At 71.9% G+C, this 12,291-nt stretch carries 11 protein-coding genes; 10 read left to right on the top strand and 1 reads right to left on the bottom strand.

Features of this window, described 5'->3' with window-relative positions; all coding sequences use genetic code 11:
* Positions 1 to 56: 56 nt before the first annotated feature.
* A complete protein-coding gene (locus HD597_RS12270; protein ID WP_253742142.1) occupies positions 57 to 797 on the top strand; it encodes a GntR family transcriptional regulator in 741 nt (246 codons plus the stop codon).
* A gap of 82 nt (positions 798 to 879) precedes the next feature.
* On the opposite strand, the gene HD597_RS12265 is transcribed toward HD597_RS12270, so the two are convergent.
* A complete protein-coding gene (locus HD597_RS12265; RefSeq protein WP_253742141.1) occupies positions 880 to 1,407 on the bottom strand; it encodes a P-loop NTPase family protein in 528 nt (175 codons plus the stop codon).
* 141 nt (positions 1,408 to 1,548) lie between these two features.
* Between HD597_RS12265 and HD597_RS12260 the strand changes: the two genes are divergently transcribed.
* From HD597_RS12260 to HD597_RS12225, 9 genes are read left to right on the top strand one after another with little or no spacing between them, the layout of a single operon-like run.
* Positions 1,549 to 3,510 (top strand): glycoside hydrolase family 127 protein, encoded by a 1,962-nt coding sequence (locus HD597_RS12260; protein WP_253742140.1) that lies wholly within the window; start codon positions 1,549 to 1,551, stop codon positions 3,508 to 3,510.
* Positions 3,507 to 5,207 (top strand): ABC transporter substrate-binding protein, encoded by a 1,701-nt coding sequence (locus HD597_RS12255; protein WP_253742139.1) that lies wholly within the window; start codon positions 3,507 to 3,509, stop codon positions 5,205 to 5,207. Before HD597_RS12260 ends, HD597_RS12255 begins: the two co-directional genes overlap by 4 nt.
* On the top strand, positions 5,208 to 6,143 hold the full coding sequence (locus tag HD597_RS12250) for an ABC transporter permease (protein WP_253742138.1): 936 nt from the start codon (positions 5,208 to 5,210) through the stop codon (positions 6,141 to 6,143).
* Positions 6,140 to 7,138, top strand: a complete 999-nt coding sequence (locus HD597_RS12245; RefSeq protein ID WP_253742137.1) for an ABC transporter permease — start codon at positions 6,140 to 6,142, stop codon at positions 7,136 to 7,138. Before HD597_RS12250 ends, HD597_RS12245 begins: the two co-directional genes overlap by 4 nt.
* Positions 7,135 to 7,935 carry an ABC transporter ATP-binding protein gene (locus HD597_RS65770; protein ID WP_308210597.1) on the top strand — a complete coding sequence of 267 codons (801 nt, stop codon included), beginning with the start codon at positions 7,135 to 7,137 and terminating at the stop codon, positions 7,933 to 7,935. The genes HD597_RS12245 and HD597_RS65770 overlap by 4 nt, the downstream gene beginning before the upstream one ends.
* Positions 7,932 to 8,744 carry an ATP-binding cassette domain-containing protein gene (locus HD597_RS65765; RefSeq protein ID WP_308210596.1) on the top strand — a complete coding sequence of 271 codons (813 nt, stop codon included), beginning with the start codon at positions 7,932 to 7,934 and terminating at the stop codon, positions 8,742 to 8,744. Before HD597_RS65770 ends, HD597_RS65765 begins: the two co-directional genes overlap by 4 nt.
* Complete coding sequence (locus tag HD597_RS12235) at positions 8,741 to 10,030, top strand: alpha/beta fold hydrolase (RefSeq protein ID WP_253742136.1); 1,290 nt, start codon at positions 8,741 to 8,743, stop codon at positions 10,028 to 10,030. Before HD597_RS65765 ends, HD597_RS12235 begins: the two co-directional genes overlap by 4 nt.
* Positions 10,023 to 11,348, top strand: a complete 1,326-nt coding sequence (locus tag HD597_RS12230; protein ID WP_253742135.1) for an aminopeptidase P family protein — start codon at positions 10,023 to 10,025, stop codon at positions 11,346 to 11,348. The genes HD597_RS12235 and HD597_RS12230 overlap by 8 nt, the downstream gene beginning before the upstream one ends.
* On the top strand, positions 11,345 to 12,235 hold the full coding sequence (locus tag HD597_RS12225; protein ID WP_253742134.1) for a dihydrodipicolinate synthase family protein: 891 nt from the start codon (positions 11,345 to 11,347) through the stop codon (positions 12,233 to 12,235). The genes HD597_RS12230 and HD597_RS12225 overlap by 4 nt, the downstream gene beginning before the upstream one ends.
* The last annotated feature ends 56 nt before the right edge of the window (positions 12,236 to 12,291 follow it).

Below are 12,291 nucleotides of genomic sequence, written 5' to 3'. Positions count from 1 at the left end.
GACCCCACCCATGACTCATTTGTCAGGACATTCTGACGTCGGTTAAGCTGATCAGCATGACCGCGAACCTGGCCATCGACCTGGACCGGTCCAGTCCCGTGCCGCTCTATTTCCAGGTGGCCGAGCAGATCGCGGAGGCGATCCGCCGCGGCGACCTGGCCCCCGGCTCGCGGCTGGACAACGAGATCCTGCTGGCCGACAAGCTCGGCCTGTCGCGGCCCACGATCCGCCAGGCGATCCAGTACCTGGTGGACAAGGGCCTGCTGGTGCGCAAGCGCGGCGTCGGCACCCAGGTGGTGCACGGCCAGGTCAAGCGCTCGGTCGAGCTGACGAGCCTCTACGACGACCTGCGCCGCTCGGGTCAGGAGCCGGCCACGCAGGTGCTGGCGCTGGAGCCGCGGCCGGCGGAGGAGGAGATCGCGCCGATCCTGGGCGTGGAGCCGGGCGCACAGATCCTCTACCTGGAGCGGGTGCGGTTCGCGGCCGGTGAGCCGCTCGCCGTCCTGCACAACTGGCTGCCGCAGGGCCTGGCCCCGCTCACGCCCGCCGACCTGGAGGGGCGCGGCCTGTACGAGCTGCTGCGCGGCGCGGGGGTGCGCATGCGCGTCGCCAACCAGCGCATCGGCGCCAGGGCCGCCACCCAGGCCGAGGCCCGGCTGCTGGAGGAGCGCCGCGGGGCGCCGCTGCTGACGATGGTCCGCACCACCTACGACGACCAGGGGCGCGCCGTCGAGCACGGCTCGCACGTCTACCGCGCCTCCCACTACTCCCTGGAGGTCACGCTCATCGAGCGCTGATCCCCGCCTTCACCGGCGGGCACGCGGCCGGTCAGGTGATCGGGGCCGCCGCGTGCCCGGCCGCCGCGAGCGGGCCGGCGGTTCACGGGGCGCCGGGCCCCAGCAGCCTCTCGGCGTCGGCCCGGGACGCGATGCGGACGAACGTCAGGTGCTCGTTCCCCGGATCGGCGGCGGCCTGGCGGTAGCGCTCGCGGTAGTGATCGTGCCGGGTCCAGGCCCAGCGGACGATCGACTCGTCCTTGGTGAACAGGAAGCGGAAGGACTCCCTGTTGCCGTTCCACAGCTCGGCGCCGGTGGCCATCCGCCGCAGCGTCCTGGGCAGCAGCCGGCGCATCACCGTGCGCCTGGGCAGGTCGAACCAGACCACGGTGTCGGCCCGCTGCCACACCAGGTCGCGCACGGCGGAGTAGTTGCCGTCCACCACCCACCCGTCGGCGGCGGTGAACCGATCGACCTCGGCCAGGAACTCCGGCTCAGGCCGCGGCGTCCAGCCCGGCATGTGGAAGATCGAGTCGAGCTCCAGCCAGGGCACGCCGAGGCGCGCCGCCAGACCGGCCGCCAGCGTGGACTTTCCCGAGCCGGTGTTGCCCACCACGGATACGCGTCGCACCGCGCCACTGTAGTCGTCCGGGCGCTCCGTCCCAGATTCCGGACACGTTACTTTCTCTTTTCGTCACCTCCGCAACCCTTGGCAACACACCTCCCGGACACCTATGGTTCAGTGCAATGCCACACATTACTGGGAAGGTTCATGACGTCTAAGCAGGTCAAGCCCCTGTCCGGTGCCGTACGCACGTCCGCCGGGGCCGTACGGCCGCTTCCGGGAGTGCGCATCACCGGTGGTCTGCTGCACCACTGGCAGCGCCGGAACGGCGCGGCCACGATCCCGCACACCATCGAGCAGCTCCGCGCGGCGGGCAACGTCGCCAACCTGAGCCGCCTCCTGGAGCAGGACCCGGCGCCGTACCGCGGCCGCTACCCGTTCCTGGACACCGACCTGTACAAGACCCTGGAGGGGCTGGCCTACGAGCTGGGCGACGGCCGCGCGCGGGAGCCCGTACGGGAGTTCTTCGAGGAGGTCGTCGGCCTCCTGGAGCGGGTCCAGGCCGAGGACGGCTACCTCAACTCCTTCTTCCAGGACCCGGCCGCCACGAAGAAGCCGTGGGAGGACCTGTCCTGGGGGCACGAGCTGTACAACCTGGGTCACCTCATCCAGGCCGCCGTCGCCGCGGCGCGCCGGATGGGCGACGAGCGGCTGCTGCGGGTGGCGGAGCGGTTCGCGGACCTGGTGGTGGAGCGGTTCGCGCACGAGGGGGTGTGCGGCCATCCCGAGGTGGAGATGGCGCTGGTCGAGCTGTTCAGGCAGACGGGGCTGCGCGCCTACCTCGACCTGGCCGCCGCGTTCGTGGACCGGCGCGGCTCGGGGCAGCTCAAGCACAGCATCTTCGCCGGCGACTACTTCCAGGACCACGTGCCGTTCAGGGAGCTGCCGTCGGTGACCGGGCACGCGGTGCGGATGGCGTACCTGGCGGCCGGCGCGGCCGACGTCCACCTGGAGACCGGCGACCGGTCGCTGTTCGAGACGCTGGAGCGGCTCTGGGACGACATGGTGGCGACCAAGCTGTACGTCACCGGCGGGCTCGGCAGCCGGCACTCCGACGAGGCGATCGGCGACCGGTACGAGCTGCCGTCCGAGCGCGCCTACAGCGAGACCTGCGCGGCCATCGCCGTCATGCAGTGGGCCTGGCGGATGTTCCTGGCCACGGGCGGCGCCAAGTACCTCGACGTGTTCGAGCGCGTGCTCTACAACGCCTACGCCGTGGGCCTGTCGGCGGACGGCAAGGCGTTCTTCTACGACAACCCGCTGCAGCGCCGCCCCGACCACGAGCAGCGCAGCGGCGCCGAGGCCGGCGGCGAGCCGCTGCGCCGGGCCTGGTTCACCTGCCCGTGCTGCCCGCCGAACATCGTGCGCTGGATGGCGCAGCTCGCCGACTACGTGGCGGCCGAGCGGGACGGCGCGCTGCTCGTCGCCGCCTACGCCGAAGGCAGGATCGAGGGCACGGAGCTGGACCTCGCGGTGGAGACGGCCTACCCGTGGGACGGCGACGTGCGGCTCACGGTCGAGCGCGCGCCGGACGGCCCGTACGGGCTCCTCCTGCGCGTCCCGGGCTGGGCCCGCGGCGCGACGGTCACGGTCAACGGCCGCCCGCACGAGGCGGAGACGACGGCCAAGGCCGGCGGCGGACCGCGCGAGGCCGGGCCGCGGGACGGCTGGCTGGGCGTCGAGCGCCGCTGGCAGGTGGGCGACGAGGTGCGGCTCACGCTGCCGATGCCCGTCAGGGCGCACGGCTCGCACCCCCACCTCGACGCCACCAGGGGCGCGGTCAGCCTGGCGCGCGGCCCGCTGGTCTACTGCGTGGAGCAGCAGGACAGCCCGGACGCCGCCGTGGACGACCTGCTGATCGGCGTGCCCGAGATTGTTAACGCGAACATCGAGCGGCGGGACGACGCCGTGGTGCTGACCCTCACCACCGCCGCCGCTCCCCCGCCCTCCCCCGAGCTCTACCCCGAGCTCCCGCTGGAGCAGGCACTCCCGGAGACGACGGTCACGGCGACCTTCGTCCCCTACTTCCTCTGGGGCAACCGCGACCCCGAAGCCATGCGGGTCTGGGTCAGGACCCTCGACGCAACCAACGGAAAGAAGGCGAAATGAGGAGATCGGCGGCGCTCACGAGCGTCACGATGACCGCCGTGCTGGCACTGTCGGCGTGCGGCGGTGGTGGCGGCGCGGCCCAGGGCCCAGGCACCGGCACCGGCACCGGCGCGTCCGGCTCGTCGGCGGCCCCCGCGACGGGCGGCACGGTGCGCATCCTGGCCAACGCGGACTTCTCCCACCTGGACCCGGTGCGCGGCTTCGACGGCGGCGTGAACAACTTCTACCGGCTCATCTACCGGGGGCTGACGACGTTCGGCGCCGGGCCGGGCGCCGAGGGCACGAAGATCGTGCCCGACCTCGCGACCGACACGGGCACGCCGTCCAACGACGCCAAGACGTGGACGTTCACGCTGAAGGACAACCTCTTCTTCGAGGACGGCACGCCGATCACCAGCGAGGCGGTCAAGTTCGGCTTCTCGCGGGCCTTCGACCCGGAGGCGGGCATCGGCTCGCCGTACGGCAAGCTGCTGCTCGACGCGCCCAAGGACTACAAGGGCCCGTACCTGTCGGGCGACCTGGACACGATCGAGACGCCGGACGACAAGACGGTCGTCATCCACCTCAAGAAGCCGTTCGCCGACTTCCCGAGCGCGCTGGCGCTGGCGAACTTCACCCCGTTCCCCAAGGGCACCGGGGCGGGCGCGGCGTTCGACAGCAAGCCGATCGCGAGCGGGCCGTACAAGGTGGCCTCCTACCAGCGCAACGCGTCGCTGAAGCTGGAGCGCAACCCGCAGTGGAAGCAGGAGACCGACCAGGTGCGCACGGCCAAGCCGGACGCGTTCGAGTGGACGTTCGGCCTGGCCGCGGCCACGATCGACGAGCGCATGCTGGCCGGGCAGGGCACCGACGCCGACGCGCTCGGCCAGAGCATCCAGGCGGCGACCGTGGCCCGGGTGCAGACGCCGCAGATCAAGGCGCGCACGCTGTCCGGGCTCAACGGCTGCACGACCTACATGGGCCTGAACACCACCAAGAAGCCCCTGAACGACGTGCGCGTGCGCCAGGCGATCAACCACGCGATCGACAAGGACACCATCGTGGCGGCGATGGGCGGGTCGCTGCTGGCGCAGAAGGGCACCTCGATCCAGCCGCCCACGGTCGCCGGCCGGGTGGACTACGACCCGTACCCGCACAACGTCGAGCAGGCCAGGAAGCTGCTGGCCGAGGCGGGCCTGTCGGGCGGGTTCTCGCTGACGCTGGACACCAGGGCGCAGCCGAAGATGGCGGCGGTCTCGGTCGCCGTCCAGGAGGCGCTCAAGCAGGTCGGCATCGAGGTCAAGATCAACAACATCGACGCCTCGACGTACTACGAGGTCATCGGCACCCCGGCCAAGCAGAACGACATGGCCGTCACCGGCTGGTGCCCCGACTGGGCCTCCGGCGCGACGTTCCTGCCGCCGCTGTTCGACGGCCGCAACATCACCGCCAAGGGCAACTCCAACCTCGCCCAGCTCAACGACGAGGACGTCAACGCCAAGATCGACGAGATCGCCGCGATGACCGACGTCGAGCAGGCCAACGCGGCCTACGGCGAGCTGGACAAGCAGATCATGGAGCTGGCGCCGGTCGTGCCGCTGGCCTACGAGAAGCTGATCCTGGTCAACGGCGCGAACATCGCGGGCGCCTACCAGTCCGACTCCTACTCCGGCGGCGTCGACCTGGTCTCCGTCGGGCTGGCGAAGCCGACGAAGTAGATGACGGTCGCAGCGCATCCAGAGCAGGTGGCGGGCGGCGCGCCCGCCACCTCGGGCCGGCGCGTTCTCCGCGTGCTGCTGCGTGATCGGGGCGCCGTGGTCAGCGGCGCCTACCTCGCGCTGATCGTGCTGATGGCGATCGGCGCACCGCTGATCAGCGCGCTCACCGGGCACGGCCCCAACGACTTCGACACGGCCGCGGTCAACACCGACCTGGGCGGGGTGCCCTACGGTTCGCTCGGCGGGATCAGCGCCGACCACCTGCTGGGCGTCGAGCCGCAGAACGGCCGCGACATCCTGGCCCGCATCGCGTACGGCGCCCGGGTCTCCCTGATCATCGCGCTGTCCGCCACGGCACTCACCACGCTGCTCGGGGTGGTGCTGGGCATGCTGGCCGGGTTCTACCAGGGCTGGGTGGACCAGGTGATCTGCCGGGTCATGGACTTCCTGATGGCGTTCCCCGCGCTCATCTTCATGATCGCGATCCTGTCCGCGCTGCCGCAGGGCAACCGGCCGGTGCTGCTGGTCGTGGTGATCAGCGTGTTCGGCTGGCCGTACCTGGCCCGGGTGGTGCGCGGGCAGACGCTCACGCTGGTGAACCGGGAGTTCGTGGAGGCCGCGCGGGCCTCGGGCGCCTCGACGGGCCAGCTCGTGTTCAAGGAGATCCTGCCGAACCTGCGCAGCTCCCTGATCGTGATGACCACCCTGGCCGTGCCCGGCTACGTCGGGACCGAGGCGGGGCTGTCGTTCCTGGGCGTCGGCGTCACGCCGCCCACCCCGTCGTGGGGCCAGATGATCTCCAGCTCGGTCGGATGGTACGCCGTCGACCCGATGTACTTCGTCATCCCCGGCGCGTTCCTGTTCCTCACGGTGCTGTCGCTGACGGTGCTGGGCGACAGGATCCGGGCCGCCTTCGACGCGGGGGACGCCTCATGATGGCGCGCTACGTGATCGGACGCCTGGCCGGCGTCGTGGTGATCCTCTTCCTGGTGTGCCTGTTCACGTTCGTGCTGTTCTTCACCCTGCAGCCGGACCCTGCGGTGATGATCTGCGGGAAGACGTGCACGCCGGAGCGCATCGACCAGATCCGCGACATGCTGGGGCTCAACCAGCCGTTCCTGACGCAGTTCTTCGGCTTCCTCGGCGGCATCTTCGCCGGGCGCGACTACGGCGAGGGCGCGAACCTCGTGCACTGCGCGGCGCCGTGCCTGGGCTACAGCTTCCAGACCAACCAGTCCGTGATGGACATGGTGGTGGAGCGGCTGCCGGTCAGCGCGACGGTCGCGATCGGCGCTGCCGTGCTGTGGCTGCTCGTCGGGATCGCCGCGGGGCTGCTCAGCGCCGTCAAGGAGGGCACCTGGTGGGACCGCACCGCGATGGGGCTGGCCCTCGGCGGCTCCAGCATCCCCAACTACGTGCTGGCGCTGGCCCTGCAGTACGTGCTCGTCGTGCAGCTCCAGGTGCTGCCGTTCCCGCAGGCCGTGGCGTTCTCCGACGACCCGGTGCTGTGGTTCCAGTCGTACCTGATGCCGTGGATCGTGCTCGCCACCGGCTACGCGTGCCTGTACGCCCGGCTCACCCGCGCCAACGTGATCGACACCCTGGCGGAGAACTTCATGCGCACGGCCAGGTCGAAGGGCCTCAGCCCGGCGCTGACCATGCGCAGGCACGCGCTGCGCCCGGCCCTGACGCCGATCGCGACGATCTTCGGCATGGACTTCGCCGCGCTGCTCGGCGGCGCGCTGATCACCGAGACCGTGTTCGGGCTGAACGGCGTCGGCAAGATGGCCGCCGACTCGATCGCCAAGAACGACCAGCCGGTCATCATGGCGGTCACGTTGCTGGCGGCGTTCTTCGTGGTGATCGGCAACGTGGTGGTGGACCTCGTCTACACCAGACTGGACCCGAGAGTGAGGATCACGTCGCCATGAGCGAGTTGCTTGTCGTGGAGGACCTCACCGTCACCTTCCCGACCACCCGCGGCCCCGTGGACGTGGTCAAGGGCGTGTCGTTCACGGTCGGCAGGGACGAGACGGTCGGCATCGTCGGCGAGTCGGGCTCCGGCAAGTCGATGACCAGCCTGGCGGTCATGGGCCTGCTGCCCAAGGGCGCGCGGACCAGCGGCAGCATCCGGCTGGACGGCGCCGAGCTGCTCGGCCGCTCCGACCGGGAGCTGCGGAGGCTGCGCGGCGACCGGATGTCGATGGTCTTCCAGGACCCGCTGTCGTCGCTGAACCCGTACTACACGGTGGGCCTGCAGATCGAGGAGATGTACCGGGCGCACCGCGGCGGCTCCCGCAGGGCCGCGCGCCAGGTCGCCGTCGAGGTGCTCGGGCACGTCGGCCTGCCCGAGCCGGAGCGCCGCGTGAACTACTACCCGCACCAGTTCTCCGGCGGCCAGCGGCAGCGCGTCATGATCGCGATGGCGCTGGTGTGCGAGCCGGCGCTGCTGATCGCCGACGAGCCGACCACGGCGCTGGACGTGACCGTGCAGGCGCAGATCCTGCGCCTGCTGGCCTCCCTGCAACGGGAGAGCGGCACCGGCATGGTGTTCATCACCCACGACCTGGCCGTGATCAGCTCGATCGCGACCCGCGTCCTGGTGATGCGGCGCGGCGAGCAGGTCGAGTACGGCACCGCCGAGCAGGTCTTCGCCGAGCCGGAGCACGAGTACACCCGGATGTTGCTGGAGAGCATCCCGCGCATCGACGATGAGGTGGTCCTATGACGTTGCTGCGCGCCGAGGGCCTGACCAAGCGGTTCGTCTCGCGCGGCCCGCTGGGCGCCAGGGCCGAGTTCACCGCGGTGGACCAGGTCGGCTTCGAGGTGAGCCTGGGCGAGACGCTGGCCGTCGTCGGCGAGTCCGGCAGCGGCAAGTCCACCACCGCCCGTATGATCGCCAAGCTGATGGACCCGAGCGGGGGCACCCTGGAGTTCGAGGGCGAGGACGTCACGCACGCCACGGGCGCGGCGCTGGCCCGCTTCCGCGCGAACGTGCAGGTCGTCTTCCAGGACCCGTTCTCCTCGCTCAACCCCCGCCACACCGTGGAGCGCATCCTCATGGCGCCGCTGGTCTACCAGGGCATCGCGCCCAGGGGCAGCCGCCGCGAGCACGCCAAGGAGCTGATGGAGCGGGTCGGGCTCAACCCCGACCACTCGCTGCGCTACCCGGCGCAGTTCTCCGGCGGGCAGGCGCAGCGCATCGGCATCGCCCGCGCGCTGGCCGTCAACCCCAAGCTGGTGATCTGCGACGAGGCCGTGTCGGCGCTGGACGTGTCGGTGCAGGCCCAGGTGATCGAGCTGCTGCGGCGGCTGCAGCGCGAGAGCGGCTTCAGCTACGTGTTCATCGCCCACGACCTGGCCGTGGTGCGGCAGATCGCGCACCGGGTGGCGGTCATGAGCAAGGGGCGGATCGTCGAGCTCGGGCCCGCCGAGCAGGTCTTCCGCGATCCGCAGGACGAGTACACGCGCACGCTGCTGGCGGCCATCCCCCGGATCGATCCGGAGTGGGACCGCCGCAGGAGGGAGAGGTCTTGATCACCGCGACGTACACCATTCCCGGGATGCGGGTGCGCGACCACGTCGAACAGGTGCCCCTGGACTGGTCCGGCCCGGAGGCGACCATCACGGTGTTCGCCCGCGAGCTGGTGGACCCGGCCCGCGACGGGGAGGACCTGCCGTGCCTGCTCTACCTTCAGGGCGGGCCCGGCGGCAAGGGGCCCCGCCCGGTCGGCATGTCCGGCTGGCTGGGGCGGGCGCTGGAGACGTACCGGGTGGTCCTGCTCGACCAGCGGGGCACGGGCCGCAGCTCGCGCATCGACGGCCGGGTGATGAGCGCGCTCGGCGCGCGGGAGGGCGCCGACTACCTGGCGCGCTTCCGCGCCGACTCGATCGTGGCCGACGCCGAGCACCTGCGCACGACCGTCTTCGGCGGGCGGCGCTGGTCGACGCTGGGGCAGAGCTACGGGGGTTTCCTGACGCTCACGTACCTGTCGAACGCGCCCGAGGGGCTCAGCGCCTGCTACGTGGCGGGCGGCCTGCCGTCGCTCGACCCGGACGCCGCCGAGGTCTACCGGCGCACGTACCCGCGGGTGGCGGCCAAGAACGCCGAGTTCTACCGCCGCTACCCGCACCACGCCGAGACGACGGCGCGGCTGGCCGACCGGCTGGCCGAGGGCGACGTGCTGCTGCCCGACGGCGACACGCTGACCGTTCGCCGGCTGCAGTCGCTGGGCATCGACTTCGGCATGAAGCCCGGCTACGAGCGCATGCACTGGCTGCTGGACGAGGCCCGGCCGGACGACGGCGGGGGGTTGCCCGAGACGTTCCTGCACCAGGTGCTGGCCCGCTCCTCCTACGCCGACAACCCGCTGTTCGCCGCGCTGCAGGAGAGCATCTACGGGCACGGGGCCGGCGCGACCGCGTGGGCGGCGCAGCGCGAGCGCGCCTGCCACCCCGCCTTCGCCGAGGACGCCAGGCCGCTGCTGTTCACCGGAGAGATGATCTATCCCTGGATGTTCGAGGAGATCCGCGCCCTGCGCCCCTTCCGCGGCGCCGTCGAGCTGCTCGCCGAGCGGGACGACTGGCCGCCGCTGTACGACCTGGACCGGCTGGCCGCCAACGACGTGCCGGTGGCGGCCGCCGTCTACTTCGACGACATGTACGTCGACTCGGGCCTGCAACTGGACACCGCCTCCCGGGTGGGGAACGCGCAGGCCTGGGTCACCAACGAGTACGAGCACGACGGCATCGGCGAGGAACGCGTCTTCGCCCGCCTGACACAGCTGGTCCGCGACCTTGGAGGAGGACTCACCGATGGGTGACGGCAAGCTGCCCAAGCTGATCGACATCCCCGCGTTCACCCAGTACATCGCCCAGGGCTGGGACTCCCCCGCCCGCACCCCCGACCTGGTCCCGGGCGCGGCGGAGGCCGCCGCCGCCCACCGGGCCAGGCTCGCCGGGGCGCTGCCCGGCCGGACCGTCGTGGTGAGGGCCGGCCACGCGCCCACCCGCAGCAACGACACCGCCTACGACTTCCGCGTGGACAGCGACTTCTACTGGCTGACCGGCTGCGCGGTGGAGCACGCGGTGGCCGTCGTCCGTGACGGCGCGGCCACCCTGTACCTGCCGCCGCCCGCCCGCCCCGGCGAGACCGGCTTCTTCGCCGACGCCGCCTACGGCGAGCTGTGGGTCGGCCCGTCGCCGTCGCTCGCCGAGTGGTCGGCCGCGCTCGGCGTCGAGGTGCTGCCGCTGGCGGACTTCACCGACCCCGGCGTGCCCGGCGACGACGTCGGCCGGGTGCTGGCCGAGCTGCGCATGATCAAGGACGCGTGGGAGGTCGGGCAGCTCCGCGAGGCCGTGGACCGCACGGTCGAGGGCTTCGCCGCCGTGCTCGCCGAGGTGCCCGCCGCCGTGGCGGGCGGGGGCGAGCGGTGGCTGCAGGGCACGTTCGACCGGTACGCCAGGACGTACGGCAACGGCCCCGGCTACGCCTCCATCGTGGGCAGCGGCCCGCACGCCCCCACCCTGCACTGGGTGCGCTGCGACGGGCCCGTCCGCGAGGGCGACGCGCTGCTGCTCGACATGGGCGTGGAGACGCGCTCCCACTACACCGCCGACGTCACCCGCACCTTCCCCGTCTCCGGCGCGTTCAGCCCGGCGCAGCGGCAGGTGCACGACCTGGTGGAGCGGGCGCACCGGGCCGGGCTCGCGCAGGTCGCGCCGGGCCGCCCGTTCACCGCCTTCCACCACGCGGCCATGGAGGTCGTCGCGCGTGGCCTGCACGACTGGGGGCTGCTGCCGGTGTCGGTGGACGAGGCCCTGTCGGACGCCGGCCAGCACCACCGCCGCTACCTGATCTGCGGCATCGGCCACCATCTGGGCCTGGACGTGCACGACTGCGCGCGCTCGCGCCCGGAGGCGTACCACGGGGCGCGGATGGCGCCCGGCATGGTGCTGACCGTGGAGCCCGGGCTGTACTTCCACGCCCATGACCGCACGGTTCCGCCGGAGCTGCGCGGCATCGGCGTGCGTATCGAGGACGACCTGCTGGTGACGGAGGACGGCGCGGAGAACCTGTCCGCCGCGCTGCCCCTCGACGCGAGCGGGCTGGAGAACTGGACCAAGGAGAAGAACGTATGACCGCCCCTGTGTGGCACGGCGTGCACGTCGCGACCGCCCTCCCCTTCCACGACGACCTGTCGGTCGACTACGACGCCTACGCCGAGCACGTGCGCTTCCTGGCCGAGGGCGGCTGCCACGGCGTGTGCCCCAACGGCTCGCTCGGCGAGTACCAGACGCTGACCGACGAGGAGCGCGCCCGCGTGGTGCGCACCGCCGTCGAGGCCGCGCCCGACGGCTTCCACGTCATGCCCGGCGTGGCCGCGTACGGGGCCGCCGAGTCGCGGCGCTGGGCCGAGCAGGCGGCCGAGGCGGGGGCGTCGTCGGTGCTGCTGCTGCCGCCGAACGCCTACCGTGCCGACCGCGCGGCCGTCGTCGCCCACTACCGCGAGGTGGCCAAGGCGGGGCTGCCGGTGGTGGCCTACAACAACCCGATCGACACCAAGGTGGACCTGACCCCCTCGCTGCTGGCCGAGCTGCACCAGGAGGGGCTGATCGTGGGGGTGAAGGAGTTCACCGGGGACGTGCGCAGGGCGTACGAGATCGCCGAGCTCGCACCCGGGCTGGACGTGCTGATCGGGTCGGACGACGTGCTGCTGGAGCTGGGCATCGCCGGCGCGGTCGGCTGGATCGCCGGCTACCCGAACATGATCCCCCGCGCCACCGTGGAGCTCTACCACCTGGCGGTGGCGGGCGACGTGGCCAAGGCCCTGCCCATCTACCGGGACCTGCACCCGCTGCTGCGGTGGGACTCCAAGACCGAGTTCGTGCAGTCGATCAAGCTGTCGATGGACCTGGCCGGGCGCAAGGGCGGCGCCTGCCGGCCGCCGCGCCTCGCCCTCGCGCCCGAGCTCGCGGACCGGATCACCCGTGACACGGAGGCGGTCCTGGCCAAGGGCTACCGCTGATCACCGGCCCGCCGGCGGCATCGTCCCAGGCGCGGGCGCGCTTGTCGCCGGGCCTC

The organism is Nonomuraea thailandensis, from assembly GCF_024172165.1.
Taxonomy (GTDB): Bacteria; Actinomycetota; Actinomycetes; order Streptosporangiales; family Streptosporangiaceae; genus Nonomuraea; species Nonomuraea thailandensis.
Note: the sequence above shows the minus strand (reverse complement) of the source record. Positions and strands in the feature narration are given on the sequence as shown.